The organism is Ensifer sp. NPDC090286 (assembly GCF_044769565.1).
GTDB lineage: Bacteria > Pseudomonadota > Alphaproteobacteria > Rhizobiales > Rhizobiaceae > Ensifer.
Genome location: NZ_JBIVYF010000004.1, coordinates 534,726 through 554,921, shown reverse-complemented (window position 1 = coordinate 554,921; position 20,196 = coordinate 534,726). Strand labels below are relative to the sequence as shown.

At 62.2% G+C, this 20,196-nt stretch carries 20 protein-coding genes; 6 read left to right on the top strand and 14 right to left on the bottom strand.

The genetic code is table 11. The features are described from left to right. Window positions 1-33 precede the first annotated feature (33 nt). From ACIQUG_RS23230 to ACIQUG_RS23200, 7 genes are all read right to left on the bottom strand, one after another. Window positions 34-792, bottom strand: a complete 759-nt coding sequence (locus ACIQUG_RS23230) for an SDR family NAD(P)-dependent oxidoreductase (RefSeq protein WP_402324370.1) — start codon at window positions 790-792, stop codon at window positions 34-36. Between the two features lie 92 nt (window positions 793-884). Continuing rightward, complete coding sequence (locus tag ACIQUG_RS23225; protein WP_402324369.1) at window positions 885-2,336, bottom strand: aldehyde dehydrogenase; 1,452 nt, start codon at window positions 2,334-2,336, stop codon at window positions 885-887. A gap of 21 nt (window positions 2,337-2,357) precedes the next feature. Beyond that, entirely contained in the window at window positions 2,358-3,071 is a 714-nt protein-coding gene (locus ACIQUG_RS23220) for an ABC transporter ATP-binding protein (protein WP_402324368.1), read from the bottom strand. Then, window positions 3,064-3,792 (bottom strand): ABC transporter ATP-binding protein, encoded by a 729-nt coding sequence (locus ACIQUG_RS23215; protein ID WP_402324367.1) that lies wholly within the window; start codon window positions 3,790-3,792, stop codon window positions 3,064-3,066. The genes ACIQUG_RS23220 and ACIQUG_RS23215 overlap by 8 nt, the downstream gene beginning before the upstream one ends. After that, on the bottom strand, window positions 3,789-4,742 hold the full coding sequence (locus ACIQUG_RS23210) for a branched-chain amino acid ABC transporter permease (protein WP_402324366.1): 954 nt from the start codon (window positions 4,740-4,742) through the stop codon (window positions 3,789-3,791). Before ACIQUG_RS23210 ends, ACIQUG_RS23215 begins: the two co-directional genes overlap by 4 nt. Beyond that, window positions 4,739-5,611: a branched-chain amino acid ABC transporter permease gene (locus tag ACIQUG_RS23205; RefSeq protein ID WP_402324365.1), complete on the bottom strand. Its 873-nt coding sequence runs from the start codon at window positions 5,609-5,611 to the stop codon at window positions 4,739-4,741. The genes ACIQUG_RS23210 and ACIQUG_RS23205 overlap by 4 nt, the downstream gene beginning before the upstream one ends. A gap of 188 nt (window positions 5,612-5,799) precedes the next feature. Beyond that, window positions 5,800-7,023 (bottom strand): amino acid ABC transporter substrate-binding protein, encoded by a 1,224-nt coding sequence (locus tag ACIQUG_RS23200; protein WP_402324364.1) that lies wholly within the window; start codon window positions 7,021-7,023, stop codon window positions 5,800-5,802. A gap of 178 nt (window positions 7,024-7,201) precedes the next feature. Between ACIQUG_RS23200 and ACIQUG_RS23195 the strand changes: the two genes are divergently transcribed. Both ACIQUG_RS23195 and ACIQUG_RS23190 read left to right on the top strand, forming a co-directional pair. Then, window positions 7,202-8,104 carry a helix-turn-helix domain-containing protein gene (locus tag ACIQUG_RS23195; protein ID WP_402324363.1) on the top strand — a complete coding sequence of 301 codons (903 nt, stop codon included), beginning with the start codon at window positions 7,202-7,204 and terminating at the stop codon, window positions 8,102-8,104. 72 nt (window positions 8,105-8,176) lie between these two features. After that, window positions 8,177-9,337: an ROK family protein gene (locus tag ACIQUG_RS23190; protein ID WP_402324361.1), complete on the top strand. Its 1,161-nt coding sequence runs from the start codon at window positions 8,177-8,179 to the stop codon at window positions 9,335-9,337. Window positions 9,338-9,409: 72 nt separating this feature from the next. Here the strand turns inward: ACIQUG_RS23190 and ACIQUG_RS23185 are convergent, their stop codons facing one another. Genes ACIQUG_RS23185 through ACIQUG_RS23175 form a run of 3 tightly spaced genes read right to left on the bottom strand, consistent with a single transcriptional unit; the run spans window position 9,410 to window position 11,613 of the window. Next, the gene (locus ACIQUG_RS23185) at window positions 9,410-10,636 is read right to left on the bottom strand and encodes an NAD(P)/FAD-dependent oxidoreductase (RefSeq protein WP_402324360.1); all 1,227 of its coding nucleotides are present in this window, start codon (window positions 10,634-10,636) and stop codon (window positions 9,410-9,412) included. Between the two features lie 46 nt (window positions 10,637-10,682). Continuing rightward, window positions 10,683-11,003, bottom strand: a complete 321-nt coding sequence (locus ACIQUG_RS23180) for a 2Fe-2S iron-sulfur cluster-binding protein (protein WP_402324359.1) — start codon at window positions 11,001-11,003, stop codon at window positions 10,683-10,685. A gap of 7 nt (window positions 11,004-11,010) precedes the next feature. Next, the gene (locus ACIQUG_RS23175; protein WP_402324358.1) at window positions 11,011-11,613 is read right to left on the bottom strand and encodes an MSMEG_1061 family FMN-dependent PPOX-type flavoprotein; all 603 of its coding nucleotides are present in this window, start codon (window positions 11,611-11,613) and stop codon (window positions 11,011-11,013) included. Between ACIQUG_RS23175 and ACIQUG_RS23170 the strand changes: the two genes are divergently transcribed. Continuing rightward, a complete protein-coding gene (locus tag ACIQUG_RS23170; RefSeq protein WP_402324356.1) occupies window positions 11,612-12,856 on the top strand; it encodes a hypothetical protein in 1,245 nt (414 codons plus the stop codon). The genes ACIQUG_RS23175 and ACIQUG_RS23170 overlap by 2 nt on opposite strands. Window positions 12,857-12,859: 3 nt before the next feature. Here the strand turns inward: ACIQUG_RS23170 and ACIQUG_RS23165 are convergent, their stop codons facing one another. Genes ACIQUG_RS23165 through ACIQUG_RS23150 form a run of 4 tightly spaced genes read right to left on the bottom strand, consistent with a single transcriptional unit; the run spans window position 12,860 to window position 17,029 of the window. Beyond that, window positions 12,860-14,161 (bottom strand): hypothetical protein, encoded by a 1,302-nt coding sequence (locus ACIQUG_RS23165; RefSeq protein WP_402324354.1) that lies wholly within the window; start codon window positions 14,159-14,161, stop codon window positions 12,860-12,862. Further along, on the bottom strand, window positions 14,154-14,912 hold the full coding sequence (locus tag ACIQUG_RS23160; RefSeq protein ID WP_402324352.1) for an ABC transporter ATP-binding protein: 759 nt from the start codon (window positions 14,910-14,912) through the stop codon (window positions 14,154-14,156). The genes ACIQUG_RS23165 and ACIQUG_RS23160 overlap by 8 nt, the downstream gene beginning before the upstream one ends. Continuing rightward, the gene (locus ACIQUG_RS23155; RefSeq protein WP_402324351.1) at window positions 14,905-15,954 is read right to left on the bottom strand and encodes a FecCD family ABC transporter permease; all 1,050 of its coding nucleotides are present in this window, start codon (window positions 15,952-15,954) and stop codon (window positions 14,905-14,907) included. The genes ACIQUG_RS23160 and ACIQUG_RS23155 overlap by 8 nt, the downstream gene beginning before the upstream one ends. 7 nt (window positions 15,955-15,961) lie before the next feature. Continuing rightward, on the bottom strand, window positions 15,962-17,029 hold the full coding sequence (locus ACIQUG_RS23150) for an ABC transporter substrate-binding protein (protein ID WP_402324349.1): 1,068 nt from the start codon (window positions 17,027-17,029) through the stop codon (window positions 15,962-15,964). Window positions 17,030-17,317: 288 nt separating this feature from the next. Here ACIQUG_RS23150 and ACIQUG_RS23145 point away from each other — a divergent pair, with 288 nt between their 5' ends. From ACIQUG_RS23145 to ACIQUG_RS23135, 3 genes are all read left to right on the top strand, one after another. Continuing rightward, entirely contained in the window at window positions 17,318-18,103 is a 786-nt protein-coding gene (locus ACIQUG_RS23145; protein WP_402324347.1) for a L,D-transpeptidase, read from the top strand. Window positions 18,104-18,404: 301 nt separating this feature from the next. Beyond that, complete coding sequence (locus ACIQUG_RS23140; protein WP_402324346.1) at window positions 18,405-18,851, top strand: GNAT family N-acetyltransferase; 447 nt, start codon at window positions 18,405-18,407, stop codon at window positions 18,849-18,851. 297 nt (window positions 18,852-19,148) lie between these two features. Next, window positions 19,149-20,195, top strand: a complete 1,047-nt coding sequence (locus ACIQUG_RS23135; protein WP_402324345.1) for a glutathione synthetase — start codon at window positions 19,149-19,151, stop codon at window positions 20,193-20,195. Window position 20,196: the final 1 nt, after the last annotated feature.

Sequence of the window (20,196 nt, the reverse complement as noted above, 5' to 3'; positions counted from 1 at the left end):
TTCTCACTGGCCAAAGTGCGCTCCCTTGCGTTGTCAGCAGCTCATGCCGCCATCGACCATCAGCATCGTTCCGGTGACGAAGCTCGACTGATCCGAGGCGAGGTAAAGCACCGAACGGGCAATCTCGTCTGGCGTTCCATGCCGCCCGAGCGGGATCATCCGGTTGAAGAATTCGGTTCCGTCTTCGCCGATCGCAGCTCCCAGGCCCTGTTCGACCGCAAGCTGGAAACCGTTGTCGATCGGGCCGGGGTGAATGGTGTTGACCCGGATGCGCCGCGGCGCCAGTTCCTTCGCCAGGCAGCGCATCAGGCCGACCTGCGCATGTTTGGCGGTGATGTATGCGTAGACGCCGGCATCGCCCCGGGTGGCTGCCACCGACGAGGTGATGACGATGCTGCCGCCGTCGCGCATGGCCGGAACCGCATGTTTTGCAGCGAGGAACGCGCCCTTCACATGTACGGCCTGGACCGCGTCGAACACATCGTCGGGATAATCGGCGATCGGCGCCACAGTGCCGAAATTTCCGGCATTGGAGACCAGCACGTCGATCGGCCCGAAGCGCGCGACGGTTTCGCCGACATAACGCTGCGTCTCGGCCCTGTCGGAAACGTCAGCCGCGATGAGCAGGACCCGATCGCGCGGCGAGCCTTTCGCCGCAGTCTCCAGTGATGCCATGGAGAGATCGACAAGGGTGACGTTGGCGCCTTCGGCCAGAAACAGCCTGGCACAGGCAAGGCCAAGGCTGCCGGCCCCGCCGGTCACGATGCAGGTCTTGCGTTCAAGTGCTGGCACGTGGCGGATCTCCTTTCGAACGCATCTGTTGCCGTCCTTCCGGGAAGCCGCGTCCACCCTCAAGGGACGCGGAGCCGGCGGTCGACGTGCACTTAGATCGGGTAGTGGATCGGACCGTCCTGGATCGTGACCCATCGCAGCTCGGTGAACTCGGCGATGCCGGCCTTGCCGCCGAAGCGGCCGTAGCCGCTTTCCTTGACGCCGCCGAACGGCATCTGCGCCTCGTCATGGACCGTCGGTCCGTTGATGTGGCAGATGCCGGACTCGATGCGACGCGCGACGGCCATCGCCCGGTTGACGTCGCGACCGAAGACGGCCGAGGACAGGCCGTATTCGGTGTCGTTGGCGACCCGGACGGCTTCGTCGACCGACCCGACACGCACCACAGAAACCACCGGCCCGAAGCTTTCCTCGCCATAGATACGCATGGACGGAACGACACGGTCGAGCAGGATGGCATCGACGATCGTGCCGTTGATGCCGCCGCCTGCGGCAAGGACGGCGCCCTTGGAGACGGCGTCGCGAACCAGCGCGTCGATGCGCTGCGCCGCATGGGCATCGACGACAGATCCGAGCGGCGTTTCGCCCTTGCGCGGATCGCCTGCCGTGAGCGTCTTGACCTTGGCGGCCAGCGCCTCGACGAAGCGATCGGCAATCGCATCGTCGACGACGATACGTTCGGTCGACATGCAGATCTGCCCCTGGTTCATGTAGGCGCCGAAGGCCGCCGCAGCGACCGCCTGGTCGAGGTCGGCGTCATCGAGCACGACAAAGGGCGCCTTGCCCCCGAGTTCGAGCAGCGCCGGCTTCAGGTGGCGCCCCGCCGTTTCGGCGATGATCCGTCCGACGCGCGTCGACCCGGTGAAGTTGACGCGCCGCACGGCCGGATGGGCGATCAGCGCCTCGACGATCGCGCCGGCGTCTTCCGGTGCGTTCGACACGGCATTGAGCACGCCATCGGGCAGGCCCGCCTCGTGCAGCGCGTCAACAATCAAACGGTGGGTTCTGGGGCAGATTTCCGATGTCTTCATCACGACGGTGTTGCCGCAGGCAAGCGGCATGGCGATGGAGCGCACGCCGAGAATGACCGGCGCATTCCACGGCGCGATCGAGAGCACCACGCCGGCCGGCTGGCGGACCGCCATGGCAAGGCTGCCCGGCCGGTTGGAGGGGATGATCTCGCCGGAAATCTGGGTCGTCATCGAAGCGGCTTCGCGCAGCATGTCTGCGGCAAGGCCGACATTGAACATCGCCCAACCCGCCGTTGCGCCGGTTTCGGCGGCCATCGCAGCGACGAATTCCTCTGCCTTTGCTTGCAGGCGGTCTGCGGCGGCAAGCAGCAGCTTGCGGCGCTCTCGGGGACCGGTTGCCGCCCAGGCCGGGAAAGCCTTCGCCGCGGCGTTCACCGCGAGCCGCGCATCGTCGATGCTGGCGGCCGCCACCTTCGAGGCCACCTCGCCCGAGATGGGGTTCAGTCGCTCGAAGAAGCGCCCGTCCGCAGCCTCGATCTCGGCGTTGTTGATCTTCAATCCCAGCATGTTCATGGGTTTCTCCTTATCGAAATTTCAGACGGCGGCGCCGAGGAACGCGCGCTGGACAGCGGCATCGTTCATCAGCGCCTGTGCGGTGCCTTCGCCGGTGATGCGCCCGGCTTCGGCGAGGTAGCCGCGATCGGCGATCGATAGGCTCATCTTGACGTTCTGCTCGACGATCAGCAGCGCAAGCCCCACCTCCCGGATCCGTCCGAGACTGGCGAAGAGTTCGCCGACGACGACCGGTGCGAGCCCCAGGCTCGGTTCGTCCAGCATCAGAAGGTCCGGCTTCGACATCAGCGCGCGGCCGATTGCCACCATCTGTTGCTCGCCGCCAGACATGGTGTTGACGTATTGGCGCCTTCGGTCGCGCAGTTTCGGGAACAGCTCGTAGACAAAGGCCTGACGGTCGCGCGCGCCGTCTCTTGCCCGCCTTGCATAGGCACCAAGGGCGAGGTTCTCCTCGACCGTCAGATCGCCAAAAACGCCGCGCCCCTCCGGTACCAGCGCGATGCCGGCTTCGACTACATCATGCGCTGGGGTACCGGTAATATTGCGGCCGTCAAAGGTGATGCGCGTACCGTCGTCCGCCCGGACCAGGCCGGCAATTGCCTTGAGCAAGGACGATTTGCCGGCGCCGTTGGCGCCGAGGATGACGACCGTTTCGCGTCGGCCGACCTGGAGCGACAGGTCGCGAAGCGCAACATGGCGTCCGTAGTGCAGGCAGAGATTGCTGACTTCAAGCATGGTCATCTCCAAGATAGGCTTTGACGACCTCGGGATCGGTCAGCGTCTCGGCCGTCGGCCCATCGGCGATCTTTCGCCCGGCATTCATGACGACGCAACGGCCGCAAAGGGCCCGGATGGCATCCATCACGTGCTCGACGAGCAGAATGGTGATGCCGCGATCGGCAAGTCCCTGGATCAGGTCGATGCCAGTGCGAAGCTCCGTCGGGTTGAGGCCTGCGAGCCATTCGTCGAGTAGCAACAGTTCGGGCTCGGCCGCCAGCGCGCGGGCAAGCTCCATGCGCTTCTGGTCGATGTAGGTCAATTCCTGCGCGCTCTGGTCGGCCCTTTGCGCAAGGCCGACCTCGGCAAGCCGGGCAAGCGCCTCGCTGCGGGCCTCATCCCCCCAAAGCTTCCGCCGGCCGAAGGCGAGCGCGGCGATGACGTTCTCGGCGACGGTCAGCGACGGCAGTCCACGAACCAGCTGGAAAGTCCGGGCAACCCCCTTCAAGGCGATCCGGTTGGGCGCCAGACCGGAAATGGTGTTGCCGTTGAGCGTTATCGTTCCGCCTGACGGCGCGAGGTGCCCCGAAATCATGTTGAGCACGGTGGTCTTGCCGGAGCCATTCGGGCCAAGCAGCCCGACGATTTCGCCTTTGGTCAGGGAGAACGACGCGGCGTTGACCGCAGTCAGCCCGCCAAAACGCTTCGTCAGGCCGGAAATGGTCAGGATCTCGCTCATTGCGCCCCTCCTGCAGCCGGCTTGATGGCCGGTCGGCGCCAGCGGCTCCAATGTTCTTCGGCAAAGGCGAGCACACCGCGCGGCAGAACGAAGACGATGGCGATAAAGAGAAGGCCGAGGATGATCGAATAGTGGTTCGGGAAATTGGCCGAGAGCCACTCGAACAACAGGAAGAGCGGCACCGCCCCGAAGATCGGGCCATAGAGCCGGTTGGCGCCACCGAGCAGGGCCATGATCAGCGTCAGGAACGACACCGTCGGGTTGAACGCGATGGAGGGTTCGACATAGGTCCATCGCGGCGCCTGGATCGCTCCGACCAGCGTGATGATCACCGAACTCAAGGCAAAGAGCGCAAGCTTCAGCCGGGCGATATCGATGCCGCAATGGCGCGCCACGACTTCGTCGTCGCCGATGACCTTCAGCGCCAGCCCGAAGCGGCTGCGACCGATCGCAAAGGACAAGAGGAAGGTGACGGTGGCAAGCGCCAGCAACTGCCAGTAGATGCCCTCAGGCGTCACCGGCAGGAAGATATAGCGGCCGAGCGTTCCCGTCATGTTGACCTCGTACCAGGTGACCAGCTGGCGGACCAGTTCGGCAAGACCGAAGGTGAAGATGACGAAATAGACCCCGGCAAGTCGCAACGTCGACAGACCGACGACGATCGCAACGACAAGGCCGATCGCGGCGGCAACGAGAAGCAGCAGCGGATAGCTGAGGCTCTCGCTGAAGACGGCGACCGTGTAGGCGCCGATGCCGAAGAAAGCGACGGTTGCAAGCGACACATAGCGCGTCGGGCCGGAGAACATCGCCCAGGCGGACGCAAGCGTCACGTAGCCGAGCATGCCGATCATCAGCGTTACGCCGTAAGGACCGACGAGGTAGGGAACGAAGGCCAGAGCGCCGATCACCAAGGCGAAAAACAGGGCTGGCAAACGTGGAATACGGCTCATCGCGCAGCCCTCCCGAATAGGCCGGCGGGACGCCACAGCAGCACCACGAGGAACATGGCATAGGTCGAGGCCAGCGTCAGGCCAGGATCGAGATAGGTGGCGACGAAGGTCTCGACGACGCCGAGGATGAGGCCGGCCGACAGTGCACCGGGAACATTGCCGACACCGCCCATGATGACGACGATCAGCGCCTTCATGGTGAAGACGACGCCGGAGGTGGCGGTAAACGTCTGGTACATGGAAATTACCACGCCGCCGACCGCGGCAAGTGCGCCGCCGAGCGCAAAGGCCAGGCGGGCCGCACGGTCGACATCGATGCCAACGAGCGGCGCCGAGCCAGGTGCGACCGAGACGGCGCGCAGCGCCGTTCCCCAGAGCGTGCGCGTGAGGACCAGATAGAGAGCACCTGCAAAGACGGTGGCCAGCACGAAGGCGAGCAGCCGGTTGGCGGCGATCGTGGTTCCGAACACATCGACGGCGATATTGAGATAGCTGTAGCTGGTGAAGTTGGCGCCGAAGGCGACGAGCAGCACGCCCTGGATGACGAAGAGCAGGCCGAAGGTCGCCAGGATGGAATCGATCTCGAGGCTCGCCTTGTCTTTCGCCCTCGCCACCAGCGGCCGCATCATCACCACATAGATCAGATAGCCGAGGGCAAAGCCGGCAGGTGCAGCGACCAACAGGCCGAGCACCGGATTAAGCCCCCAGAAATTGAACAGGCTATAGGCCAGGAAGGCCGCAGCGATGATGATTTCGCCATAGGCGAGATTCATGATCCGCGCGATGCCGTATTGGAGCGTCAGCCCCATCGCGACAAGCGCATAGGTTCCGCCGAGCACGAGCCCGGACAAAAGGGCCGTGGCGAACATCGGCCTCCTCCTCTATTGCATTCTTGGGACCGTCGCGATCGCGCGCCTGCCCCCTTGGGATCGCCCCTCCCCGCGATGGGGATGGGGCTTGTCTCGCTTGGCTGACCAGGACGCCGGCACGGCGCGCCGCGGCGGCCTTCCTGCTCGGCTCTACCCTGGGCAGTTTTCCGGCCGACGCGGTCTCAGGGCTACTTCCAGGCCTGGCGCGGCAGGAGGGGTTTGCTCGCGCCCTCCCGGTCGCCTGGCGCCACGCCGACGAACTGGCCGTTCTGCCATTGTCCCGTCCACCAGAGCTTGCGCAACTGGTTGTCCTCGAACCGGGTTTCGCCGATGACGGTTTCGAACGTGCCGCTCGAAAGTTCGGCAGACACCGCCACCCGGTCGAGACCCTTGCGCTTGATCGCCTCCTGCAGCATCTGCAGGCTGGCATAGGTGATGACGCTGCCCCAGTAATCAGGCGCGACGCCGGTGACGGCTTCGTGGCGCTTGCGATAGTCGGCATTGGCCGCGTTGTTCGGGTCGATGCCACCCAGGCTCATGATGCCTGTGGCGTTGTCGCCGTTGTTCTTGCCGTAGACCGGAAAGCCGGTGCCAACCCCGAGATAGAGCACCTTGGGATTGAAGCTTGCCACCTGTGCCTGCTGCGTCAGCGCGAAAGTGTCCGGCGGATAGGAGAAGGCAACGAAGGTATCGGCGCCGCTTGCCTTCGCCTCATTGATCATCGGCGAGAAGTCGGAGGTGCCGACAGGATAGGTCTTGTCGTAGACGACCTCGATGCCGGTTTCCTCGAAGGCCGGACGGGCGGCCGTGACCAGATCGATGCCGAAGCCGTCGGCAACCGAGACCATCGCCACCTTGGTGTTGATCGTGCCGGCCTTGCTGGTTTCGGCAAGGATCGCGGCGAGCGCCCGCGCATAGTCGTGGCCGCCGCCCAGCATCCAGAAGCTCTTCTTCCAGCGCTGCACGAATTGCGGCGCCTTGTCGGTGACGGCGGAAACGGCAAGCTGCGGATAGCCGTAGCGGTCAAACAGCGGTGCGACGGCCAGGTTGAAGCCCGTGCCCCAGGGCACGAGCATGAAATCGACCTCGTCCTGGGTCGCCAGGCGCTCGACCGCTCGCACGACCTCTTCGGACGAGGAGCGGTCGTCATACTCGATGACTTCGATCGGCAGTTTCGAACCGTCAGGCAGTTCGAGGCCGCCGGCGTCGTTCACGTCCTTTACCCAAAGCTGGTAGTTCGGCAGCGTGGTAATGCCGGCACCGCCCGCGTTCGGCCCGGTCTTCGAGATCGCATAACCGATCTTCACGGACTTGCGGTCCTCAGCCATCGCCGTGCTGGCGACGCCGCTGGCGAGCATGATCACGGCGAGCGCCGTCGTTCGCAGGACTTGCCTGCGTCGAAAGGTTTTCATGATTCTCCTCCCATTTGCCCGCGTGGTGCGAGCCCCGTCGTCATGCTCGCCTGGTGCCCGTTCTCCTCCGGCATCCAGAAGCTGTATTCGACCCTCTCAGGCTAATACCGGCACTGTCGCTACGGAATAGACTTTTACAAGAGATACTTGTACTTTTCACGGAAACCGGGATCACGATGTGACGCCAGCTTCCAGCACCTCTGCAACGAACCAGCCAACCGCAAACGCACGCCCCGCCGGCCCCACCGAGGCACGGGTGTTCAAGGCGGCCCTGTCGCAGTCGGAATGGACGTTCCGCGGGACCCGTAACCGGATCTTCGTCGTGCTTTCGGGCGGCGGCCATATCCGCCTCGGTCGGCATGACGTTCCGCTATCCGGCCCGGCAATCGTGTGGGCGCCGGCAGGCGAGACAGGATCCGTCCTGTTCGATGCGGGCGCCGAGGGGGCGTCGCTGGCTATTCCCGATCTCGTGCTCGGTTCGGCGATGCCGACGGGCGCCGTCTTTGCCCAGGTGCGCGAAGCGATCGCGCGCCCGATCCTTGGCGCCCGTATCCCGGTCGCGGCTGCCCGCCAGTTGTCCCAGGCGTTGCAAGCCATAGAACAGGAACTCAGCGCCAACGAGCCCGGCGCACAGGAAGTCATCCGCCATCAACTGGCGCTGGTGCTGATCTCCATCTGGCGGCTGGCAAACCCCGGTCACGACCGGCCGCAACCGTCGCCGCGGGCGATCGTGCGCAGCTTCGTCCATCTCGTGGAACTGCACATTCGCGACCACTGGTCGATCGGCGCCTATGCCGAGGCGCTCGGCGTGACCGCCGACCGGCTGAACACCGCGACCCGGCGAGCGACCGGCCGAACCCCGATGGAACTCATTCACGAGCGGCTGATGACGGAAGCCTCGATCCTGCTCGACAATTCCGGCCTGCAGGTTTCGGAAGTGGCAGAAGCGCTCGGCTTCAAGGACGCCGCCTATTTCAGCCGGTTCTTCAAGCGCATCGCGGGCGTGTCGCCCCGCGCCCATCGCGCCGGCGCCGCCTTGAAGAGGAGCGACGTCAACACGAACTACGCGGCCTGGCCGTGAGCCTCAGGCAGTGTCGGGTGCGCGGTCGCCGGGATCCGGCGCGGTTGCCGATTTGCGGCGGTTTTGCTAGGTGTGCAACCAACGAATATTGAGGCAGATGTGGTAAAGTTTGGAAATTCCGCAGCCCTTACAAGGACCTACAACCGGGCTGTAATCCTCGACGCGCTTCGGCGGACGGAAAGTCTATCGCGGGTCGAGCTTGCAAGGTTGAGCGGCCTGACGCCACAAGCCGTAAGGAACATTGTGGAAGACCTGTTGGCCGAAGGCTTCGTCAAACAGATCGGCAGGCGCAAGGGGCTTCGGGGTCAGCCGCAGATCGAGGTCGCCATCAATCCCGACCGCGGCTATTCGCTCGGCTTTCACCTGACCGGGTCCGAATGCCGGTACCTGGGCACCAATCTGGTCGGAGACGTCGTGTTCGAGGGCGGCGCCTTCAAGCTCGCGTCGGACGCGGCGGAAATACGCCGGTCCCTGGAACGAATAGAAGCGGCCTGTTCGCAAAGCATGCAAGACAGGGCGCGGCTTGGCGTCGGGATCGCGGTCTCGGCCCCGCTTGCCATGCCACGGCACCGCGAGCCGCATTCGGATTATCTCGAGCAAGTCGGCACGATCCAGCACTTCTTCGGTCCGGACACGTGGATCGAGAATGACGCGAATGCAGCCGCGATGGCGGAAAATCTCTCGGGTACGGCCAAGGAACGAAGCGACTTCCTTTACATCTTCATTGGCGCCGGCGTCGGTGGCGCGATCGTGCGCGACAGCAAGCTGCAGCGCGGCTATCGCGGGAACGCCGGCGAATTCGGTCACATCCTCGTGGACCCGAACGGCCCTCAATGCCACTGCGGCAACAGGGGCTGCCTGCACACCTATTTGTCGCTGGCCGAATTCGGCGATCGGATCGATCGCCTGGGTTCCGACGACGGCGAGATCAAAGCCTGGCTTGCAAGGGCGGTCCCTCCCCTCACGCGCGCCATAGTGACGTTGGAAAACGCATTCGACCCCGATCGGATCATTCTGGGCGGAACGGCGCCCGGCTGGTTGCTGGAGTTGCTTCTCGCCGGCGTGCAGGAAATCCTGCCGTCGATTTGCACGGACGAGGCTCATCAAAGGGTCGAGATTAGCAGGCTGGGCAGCACGAGCGCGCTTTTGGGCGCATCCGCTCTTCCTCTCTTGAACCTGATGACGCCGCACCCGGATCTGCTGACGAAGCAATCGCTCGAGGGGATGCGGTAGGCAGGCGGCGCCGTTACCAGCCGACGCGATCACATCGTTTCGGCCGGCTCCCGGATATGTCAGCGCTGAAAATCAGCGCAACAGGGATTGGACATAGCCAACCACATCGACGTCTGGATCTGCAAGGATGTCCCTGGAAGGAGAAATGCCGCGTGCGAGAAGCTTCTTCCCCATCACAAACGATTTGCCATCGTTGATGGCGTCGACGGCGAGAAACCGTTCCTTGTCGAAGTACCAGAGCGAACGCGCGTCGGCAGTCTTTCCAACGCGCGACAGGACGTCGGTGTAACCCGTGTTCAGTCCGGCGATCTGCAGCTTCGCATCATATTGATCGGACCAGAACCAGGGCACTGGTGCATAGGGTTTCGGGGAACCCGCAATCGATGCTGAAGCAGCTTCGGCGAGGTCAATCGCGTTCTGTACGCACTCCAATCGGACCGTGCCTTGACCGTACGGAAAGGCGGCGCAATCTCCGACGGCGTAGACGTTTGGATCCGAGGTTCTGCCGAAGGCGTCAACCAGGATACCGTTCATCACGGCGAGCCCGCATCCTTCTGCCAGGCCGATGTTCGGGGTGATCCCAATTCCAACGATTGCGAAATTGATGGGCAGGATGGAGCCGTCGCTCATTTCGGCTTCGGCGACGCGGCCGTTGTTGCCGACGAAGCGAACAAGGCCAGTTCTCTCCTTGATGGAGACCCCATGGCGCACGTGAAGTTCTTTTAAAAAGTCTGATGTCGCCGATGATGCAACACGATTGAGAATCCGGGCCTCCGCCTCGATCACCGTCACGTTCAGGCCGAGTTCAGCGCCGACGGCGGCAGCTTCAAGGCCGACATAGCCGCCACCGACGACCAGCATGGTCTTTCCAGTTATCATTTCAGGCATAAGCCGATCGGCATCCGCCTTGTTCCGCGCCACATAGACACCGTCCAGGTTTCCCCCGAGGGTCGCCGGCCAGGTCCGTGGAGATCCGCCCGTTGCCAGAACGAGCGTTTCGTAGGCACGCTCTTCGCCGGTGTCGCAGGTGACACGTTGCCGGTTGCGATCGATATGATCGACCCGTGTCCCGGTCAAGATTTCGATGCCGAGGCCGGCGTACCAACTCGCGGGCCTGAGCAAGATATCGGTGAGAGAAGCACCGCCCAGCAGGTAGCTCTTCGAAAGCGGCGGTCTTTGGTAAGGCAGCACGGCTTCGTCGGCAATGATCGTGATCGGCCGCTCGACCTTGAGCGCCCTCAACCTGGAAGCCGCAGCAACGGCAGCCTGGCCGCCACCCACTATCACTATAGCACTCACGGTTCTGCCATCCCTTCTGAGCCAAAAGCTCGACGGTCGTTCCTGGTTATCCCTGCACTTCGGGAACGCGCACGGTCAGCCCGTCCAGCTCGGGCTTCAACTTGATCTGGCAGGCAAGTCGGCTTTGCGGCGTGAGGTTTTCCGACAATGACAGCATGTCGGCTTCATCGTCGGCGACCGATGGGAGCCTTGCCATCCAGTGCTCGTCGACGTGGACCTGGCACGTCCCGCAGCCGCATGTTCCACCACAGTCTCCAAGGATGCTCCCGACATTGTTGGCCAGCGCCAATTGCATGAGGCTGCCCACGGGCTCGGTCAGCACGACGCATTGCTCACCGTTCGATTGGATGAATTTCACTTCGATCATTGGCGCCTCAGTAAAGTGTTCGTTGATCGCCGACGCGGATCTTTTCCACCATCTCGTCCTTGTCGAGACCGGCAATCTGATCCGCAAGGATCGCACCGAGTGGCGGAAAGTCTTCGCGCATTGCAAAGGTTGCCGGATTCCAGAGTTTCGAGCGGATGACCGCCTTGGAGCAGTGAAAGAACACTTCCCTGACATGCACCCGGATCGCCACGCGCGGCGCCCTGCCCTGAATGGAAAGGGCTTCGAGCGCGTCGCCGACCACGATGTCGGCAACGCCGTTGACGCGAAGGATCTCGCCCAGGCCAGGCACAAGAAACAGGCATCCGACCACGGGATCAGCCAGGATGTTTTCCATGGTGTCGAGCCGGTTGTTGCCAGGGCGGTCGGGGATAAGGAACGTGTTTTCATCCAACACGTGGACGAACCCCCTTGGATCCCCGCGTGGCGATACGTCTCCACCCGCCTGGCTGCGCGTGCCGATCAAGGCGAACGGAGACAGCGAGAGAAATTGAAGACAGTGTTTGTCGAGCCGGGTGAGTTGTTTGCTGACAACCAACGCCTCGGGCGCGGGAAACATCCGTCGCAGTTCAGTTTGGTCGATTGAGCGCATGCCTTGCCCTCCCCTTGAGCGCAAGGAGTGTCAAAAAACCGACGCCTCGTCAATAAAGAAAAACAATTGTTTTATTATTATCCGATCGATATGGTCGCCGAAGACCAACTCCCGGCCAATGGAGCGGATAATGCATGTCATCGAAACCAACAGCGCGAAGGTAACGTTCAACCCGCAGGGCGGTCATCTGGAGGAGGTCGTCTTTGGGACCGGGCCCGACCGGATACGACCGATGCATCGTGCACCCTGGCGCACAGGCGAGGACAATGGGGGCTGTCCGGAACGTGTACCCGCAGCCATGGGCCAAAGCCTTGCCAGTCTTTCCGGTGATTTCTTCTGCGCGCCGTTCGGGCATGATGACGTCAGCGGTACCGTCGAACATGGCTTGACCGCCAACGGGGTCTGGCTGGAGGAGAGCTGCCGGACAGATGCCGACGGTACGGTTACAGCGATCTTCCGGCTCGACGGACAGGTTGCTGGCGCCGCTGTATTCAAGGAGCTGACGCTCAAGCCCGACCAGCCGATTGTCTATCAGCGTCATCGTTTCGTCGGGGGCTTCGGCATGCTTCCCGTCGCACACCATCCAATGGTCCGGATAACGGGAGAAGCATCTCTGAACTTCTCGCCGAAAGCTTTCGGGGCAACGCCCGAACATGCCGTGGAAACCGACCCGCAACGCGGAAACTCGGCACTCATGTACCCTCAAGAGTTTGTCGATCTGACAAGCGTGCGACTGAAGGGAGGCGGCGCGGTGGATCTGAGCGTTCAGCCGGGTCCACCCGATTCCGAGGATTTCCTGATCCTCGCGGAGGAGCCGAACTCGACCATGGGATGGACCGCAGTGTCGGCGCGTGATGACGGATTCTTGTTTTTCTCCGTCAGGGACCCGCGGGTCTTGCCATTCTCGATGCTCTGGATGAGCAACGGGGGACGTCACTACGAGCCCTTCTCGGGCAGGCATCGGGGCGTGCTGGGACTGGAGGAAGGATGCACCTTCTTCGGCTACGGTCGCGAGGCAAGCAGCCGACCGAACTGGCTGAACGAGCGGGGTTACCCGACGGCAATCGAGCTTGTGCCGGACGGGGAAGTCGCCATCGGCTTTGCATTCGGCGCCATCCGCCTGCCCGATGGCTGGCGCGCCGTTTCCGACATCGGCGTTTCGCGCGAGAACCTGATCATTTCGTCGGACACGGAGGCAACGGTCGCGTTGCCTTTCTGGATGGACGGCGTCTTCTCCCGGTAGGCGTTAGAATAGCAACTCGCCCATGGAGAGCCTGCGAAGCGCCAGGCAGACATTGGCGACCAGCGCCTCCTTTTTGGGGCCACGATCCGGGTAGCGGGTCATGTTGTCGCCATTGTGCATGAAGACATAGCCTCCACGCCCCGTCGTCGTCGGATACTGCCACAGCCAGTCCGCAGGCTTCGGGTCGCCCTCCGGTCCGACATCTGTCAGCCAGATCGCTCCGGGGGGCGGATCGCTCCAACCTCGCGCATATTGCCCGAATATGCCTTCCCAGCCATCGAAGTCGTCACCGAGATCGGCAAAGATGCCAAACCGGTCGTTGCGCACCCGTACCTTGATGTTGGTGAACGGACGCGGCGAGACCGCATGGAAGGGGGCCATGAACGGCAGCCATGGCTGGCACGGCTCGGCGCAGATGACGAGGTTTCCGCCACGGGCGAGGAACGCAAGGAGATCGTCGGACCGGCTTTTCAGGAAGAACTCGTCGTGGCTGCTCGGAATATAGAGCGTGTCCGTCTTTTCCAGGAGTTGGGGCCCGAGTTCGTAAAGCGGCGAAAACAAGGTCTCAAAACCGGCACGTTCGAGACTTTCCTCGATCCAGGCGGGATGCCACTCCGAGGGCACATGCGAGCACTGCAGGTAGGTGAAGCGATTGTTCGACGGGCGCTTGATGCCGAGTTCACGGTTGAGCCAGGGATAGAAGGACTGAAGGAACCGCGTGGTCGCCGGCATGAAGCGCTGACCGTTGTGCGAATGGGGATCGAGCGTCGAAAGCAGCAGCCGCCCGCCGCCCGGCAGCGACGGAAAATCGAGAAACAGGCTGCCGCGGCCACCATCGATCTCAAGTATCGAGCGCGCGCCTTCCGGCACGTTATAGGATCCGCCCCAATGCCAGCTCATATGCGAAAGCGGAATACTGTCGGTGATCGGATGAAGCGGCTGTGTGAAGCTCACCTCCAGCCTTTCCCCTTTGGTCCACCACAGCCAGTCGCGGCAGTTTCCCGGCGTCCATTCAAGGCCAGGAATCTCGAGCCAGTCGGCATGCCCCTGCAGACTGACGACGAGAAAGCCGCCACCCTTCAGATAGGCATTCAGCTGCTGTCGGTGCGGGATCGGCGCGGCCGCATCCATCGCATCCGGCATGATGACCGCGGCGTAGGTCGAAAGGTCGAACCGAGGCAGGTCGTGGATATAGATGAGATCGTCGATATAGTGGTTGAAGTCCTGGAAGCTTCGCAGCTGCCAACTGTTGCCCCAATGGATGTAGGCGATCCGCTTTGCGGCGTTGGGCGTCACGTCAGCCATCAAACCGAACTCCATCATGACGAAAAACCGGGGCATAGGTATGCTTCGGCAGCCCATCGAAATCGGCGCGCGCAATCGGCAGGTCGTAGAGCGCCGTCAGGTTCTCGGCGCTCAGCGCCTCGGCCATCGGCCCTGAGACATACTTGCTGCCGCTTGTCATCAAAAGCACGTCGCTGGCGATCTCGACTGCGTGCTGCGGCATGTGGGTCGAAAACACGATCGTCATACCGTGCTCGTCCTTGAGGTGTTCGAGCAGGCTGAGGACCTTGTCCTGGTTCTTGTAGTCAAGGGCCGCACAGGGCTCGTCGAGCACCAGAAGGTCACATTCCGACGAAAGTGCCTGGGCGATCATCACCAGCTGGCGCTGGCCGCCGCTCAAGGAATTGAACGATTGCCCCTCGAAATGTTCGATGCCAAGCAGGTGGAAATAATGCCGGACGATCTCGTAGTCTTTCTTGCCCGGCGCACCGAAAAGGCCAAGATGGCGCGCCCGTCCCATGAGTGCGATGTCGAAGGCGGAATAGGAAAACGGCGCCTCGAACAGTTGCGGCACATAACCCACCTGCCCGCTGACGGAAAGCCGGCCGGATTTCGGCTTGATGACACCGATCAGCGTGTTGATGAGCGTCGTCTTGCCAACACCGTTGGCCCCAAGCACAGCAAGCACATGCCCACGCTCGAGGCGAAGGCTGTAATTGGCCAGAATGGTCCTGCCCCCGCGCTCGACGGTCAGATCTCGTGCCTCAATCACTGCTCCAGCCTCCCTTTGCATGCAGGCGGCGAAGGATGACGGCAAAGACGGGAACGCCGATCAGGGCGGTGATGATGCCGAGCGGGATTTCCGCCGTCGTGACCGTTCGGGCCAGATCGTCGACCAAAAGCAGGTAGATCGCGCCAATCACGCCCGCCACCGGCAGGAGGCGCCGATGATCGGCGCCGACGAGCGCGCGCGCGATGTGCGGAACGACGAGACCGACCCAGCCGATGATGCCGGAGGTGGCCACCACACCAGCCGAAATCAATGCGGAGGCAAGGAGGATGATCCACTGCACCAAGACCACTTTTGTACCGAGCGCGCGGGCTTTCTCCTCGCCGAGCGACAGGATGTTGATCTGGAAGCGCAGCAGGTAGATCGCGATGGCGGAGGGAACCACGGCGACCGCGAGCAGCAAAACATCCAGATAATTGGTCGAAGCGATGCTTCCCATGAGCCAGTAGGTGATGGCGGGCAGCTTCTGAAAGGGATCGGCCAGCAGCTTGGCAATGGAAATCGCTGCCGAAAAGAAAGCGGAAATGACAACGCCCGCCAGGACCAGCGTCAGCATGCTGGTGCGTCCGCGCACGGTCGACAACAGCTTGACGAGGAAGACGCTGCCGATGCCGAACAGGAACGCCAAGGTCAACAGCGCGTAGCCCTGCCATCCGAGAAGGATCGCGAGCGTCCCGCCAAAACCGGCACCGGAGGTGACGCCGATGATCCCCGGATCCACCAGCGGATTGCGGAAAAGGCCCTGCAGAGCGGCCCCCGACATGGAAAGGCCGAAACCGATGATGACCGCCGCCATAATGCGCGGCAGCCGAACCTGCTCGACCACCACCTCCTGGACCGGATCCCAGTAGGGAACGATCAAGGGGTGAACGTTGTCGATCAGAATGTAACCCACGTCCCGCACGGAGAGGTCGTAGCGCCCGATCGTCACCGAATAGAGGACGACGGCCACCAGGAGCCCCAGGAGGACAGCCAGGACGGAGACGGAAGCGCTTTTCCGCCCCAATCCGGAAGGCACGCTCATCGATGCCTTACTGGAAGAGCTCGGCATATTTGCTCGCAGGCGCATTGCTTTCAGTTTCGAGGATCGCAGCGACCTGGCCGTCTTTCAGCTCGGCGCCGTAAATGAGCTTGTAGCTGTCGAGGATCTGCTTCTTGAAGTTGGGAGCAAAATCGGCCCCATGGGCGATCGCCGCCAACCATTCCGATGTCAGGAAGATTTCCGGCGCATCGGGGGTGCGGGCAAAGACCGGCTGCTTATAGACGCGCTTTTCCTTCACAGCCTTGAGACTGGCTAGCACCGGGTTATCGAAGAAATCCTTCGGGTTGAGGTCGGTCGCATAGGCGGGAATGATGATGATATCAGGGTTCCAGACGAGCAACTGTTCGAAATCGACGGTGCGCCACCATTCGCCGGTATTGTCTGCCGCCGGATTGGTGACACCGCTGAGGGAAAGATCCTGCGAGCCGTTGGCGATGACCTGGATCTGATCGGCAACCTTGTCGATGTGGAGGACAGACGGAAGCGCCGACTTGTCGAGCTTGGCTACCTTTTCATCAAGGGCCTTCAAAGTCTCGGACTGAGCTTTCAGGATCGCCTGCGCGCGGTCGTTACGGCCGGTCATGTAGCCGCTGAGCGTGACATAGTCGAGCCGGTCCTGCTCGGAGCAGCATTGCCAGCCGACGACAGTGAGCCCCACCCGTTCCAGCGGCTCGATGAGCTTCTCGTCATGGGTCCACTGGATCACCGCGTCGGGTTTCTCAGCAAGGATCGCCTCTACATTCGGCACGAAGCCGTCCTGTGCTGCGCTGGCATTGATCTTGGCCATTTCCGGGAGCATCTCGGCATAGATGCCGCTGGTAAAGTATCGCACCAGCGAATCCTTGTTCATGCCGACGATACGATCGGCCTTTTCGTCCACGGCACGATAGATGATCGGCGCCGAACGGACGATCGTCACGACGCGCTCCGGCGGTTTTGCAAATGTGATCGTCTTGCCGCGGTGATCGAGGAAGGCCGTTTCGGCCGACGCCGCTGCCGGCAGGAGCGCCGACAGGGACAGGGCCAGTGCAGTGAATGTCTTGAGGCGGCTTGACATGTACGCTCCATCGCAAGGCCGGCAGGTCCGGGCCAAGTTCGTTTTCATGAGTGTGCTAGTCAAGTTATAGTCACATGTCCAGCGCTCTGTAGATTTTTAGGGGTGGCGTCGCCTCGGAAGCGCTCCTCCTGAAATCATTCAGAGCACTCCCAGCATGACCCGGAGAGCTTCATCGATTGTCCCAAGATGGCGCGCGACCGGCAGCCCTTTCACGTCTTTTTAACCATGATTCGTGAAACTGCGCCCATCCGGAGGCATGATGCCGACGTTCGTCTGGGGTAAAAGTGCATGCGTAAGCCGCAAGATCAGAAGCTGTCCTCCGGTGCAACCATTTCGGAGCCCGGCTACGTCGTCTCCCGCCGCGCCCTGCTTTCGAACCTCGGTATCATGACGCTGCTGGGTGCGTCCGGGTGCTCGCAGGCCCTCGACCTCCCATCGCTCGAGCCGTCCGGTCGTATGTCGCCTATGGGTGTTGACACGATGTCGACAGGGGCAATTCCACCGATCAGCGTCGACAGCAACATCACCGACAACAGCACGATGTATGCGTCGCTGGCCGACAACGGCTTCGTCATCCCGGCCATTCCGTTCCAGAAGGTCAAACCGGAATTCCGTCGTCAGATCGTTCGCGATCCCACCGGTGAGGCGCCGGGCACAATCGTGGTGCGGCTCAATGAGCGGCATCTCTATTGGGTGCAGGACGGTGGCGAAGCGGTCCGCTACGGTGTCGGCATCGGCAAGGCCGGCTTCGAGTGGAGCGGCCGTGCGGAGATCCAGTACACGAAGGTGTGGCCGACCTGGACGCCGCCCAGGGAGATGATCGCGCGCAAGCCTGAGCTGGTGAAATGGACGAACGGCCAGCCGGGTGGCCTCGATAACCCGCTCGGAGCCCGGGCACATTACATCTTCAAGGACGGCCAGGACACCGGCTATCGCGTGCACGGCTCACCGGAATGGTGGACCATCGGCACGCAGGCGTCTTCCGGTTGCGTGCGCATGATGAACCAGGACGTCGTCGATTTGTACAACCGGGTCAAGGCGTCACCGATCAAGGTCCCGATTGTGGTGGCATAGGGCGCTACGCCGCATGAAACGGGGGCTGAGAGCGACGACGGCCCTGGCAAAATCAAACGCTCGACCTGACGCGCCGGACCACGCCTCCTCGACGGGCTGATCGCGCGCGAAATGGAACAAAGAAGACTCGGCGGGAAAGATAGGGCTCCTTCATCGCATCTGCACAGTTGAGCCACGGCGCCCATCATTTAAGATACAAGGTCGGCGGGCCAGACTGATCCACGTCACGGCGCGACCGACAGCTGGATCATGCCGCGACATGCCGTCACCAATTACGATTAGAGCCGCCCGACAGGATGACATGCCCGTGCTTGGCGCGTTTGGCACGCAACTGACGGCACTCCATCATCAATGGGACCCCACGCGCTTCATCGCGGCGGGAGCCGGCACGAAGGCTTCCTATGGCCGATGGTTGCACAGTCAGCTTGAAGAGCCGGATGTCGTGGTCCTCACAGCCGAGCAGGAAAATGCAATCGTCGGATATGCCTATGCCTCTCGCGAGGGATACGATTACATGGCACTCCGAGGACCGGCCGGCGTCATTCACGACCTTTTCGTGGATCCCGAACGTCGCAGCCAGGGCATCGGCCGCATGTTGCTCGACGCGGCCGTTGCAGAGTTGCGAAAGCGAGGGGCTGGCCTGGTCGTGCTTTCCACAGCGCACCGGAACGAGGCAGCGCAAAGGCTGTTCGCAACCGCAGGCTTTCGTCCGACGATGGTCGAGATGGCGCTGGACGATAAGGCTTGATCAGGCAGCAATCTGCTCGCGGTTTGGGCAAGCCTTCCTCCTCAACTCGACCTCGGAACGACCGAACGTAAAAGGAATGGCCAAAGCCCGTTCGCTTGCGGCTGACCGGAAAAAGGGGCGCGAGTCCTGGGCACCAGAACATCGACGGTGAGGAGCGTCGGTCGCTTCGGAACCGATCGCACTGTGCTTCCGTTTCTCCTGCGCATCGACGACGGTTGTCGCTGGCTCCAACGCCTTCAGGGCAAATTCTTGCTGCCAGGCGTGGTCGGCGGCACCTCATTCCAGGTAGGAGCCCCTATGCGCATCGCCTTCCTTGTCAACGCGATCGAGTCCGAAAAGCCTTCCTATACGACAACGTCGTTGGCGCTTGCCGCGCTCGCTCGCGGCCACGACGTGCTCTATGTAACGCCGGGTGATTTCATCCTTGGCCCCGACGACGCATTGATGATCCGCGCAGCAAATCTTGGCGACGCGCGCCCCAAGAAGTCCGAAACACTGCTGCGTGCTCTGATCGCTCCCGAACAGCAAAGAACCCTTGTCAATGTCGAGGAGGTGGATGTCCTGTTCTTACGGAACGATCCCTCGCTGGATGCCGATAGTCGCCCCTGGGCAGCGCATGCCGGCGCGAATTTCGGTCGGCTTGCCGCTGAGCGAGGCACGATCGTCGTCAACGACCCCTGTGGTCTGGCCCTGGCGCAGGACAAACTCTACTTCCAGGATTTCCCGGCCATCGTTCGTCCGACCACTTTGATTTCCAAGGACATAGAGGAGATCAGAACGTTTATCGACGACCATTCGGACGGTGTGATCATCAAACCGCTGCAGGGATCCGGCGGAAAGAACGTTTTTCGGGTTGGAAGCAGCACCGAGTCCAATCTCAATCAAATCATCGATGCCGTCGGTGAGGTCGGCTATCTCATTGCGCAGTGTTACCTTCCAAAAGCGTCGGAAGGCGATACCCGATTGTTTCTCATGAACGGACGCCCCTTGCAGCGTGGCGACGTATACGCTGCATTCAGGCGCGTCCCCGCGAAGGGCGACGTGCGTTCCAACATCCACGCGCGCGGGACCCCAAAACGGGCGCAGGTCACAAAGGAAATGCTGGCGATCGCCGAGACCCTGCGGCCCAAGCTTGTCGAAGATGGCATGTTTCTGGTCGGCCTCGATATCGTCGGCGACAAGCTGCTCGAGATAAACGTGTTCACGCCCGGCGGTCTCCAGACCATTCGTGAACTCTACGACGTCGACTTCTGCGAAGACATCCTTGCCTCGCTGGAAAACAAAGTTGCGACCAGGAAGACCTACGGCGGATCGTTGAGCAACCGTATCCTGTCGACCCACTAGG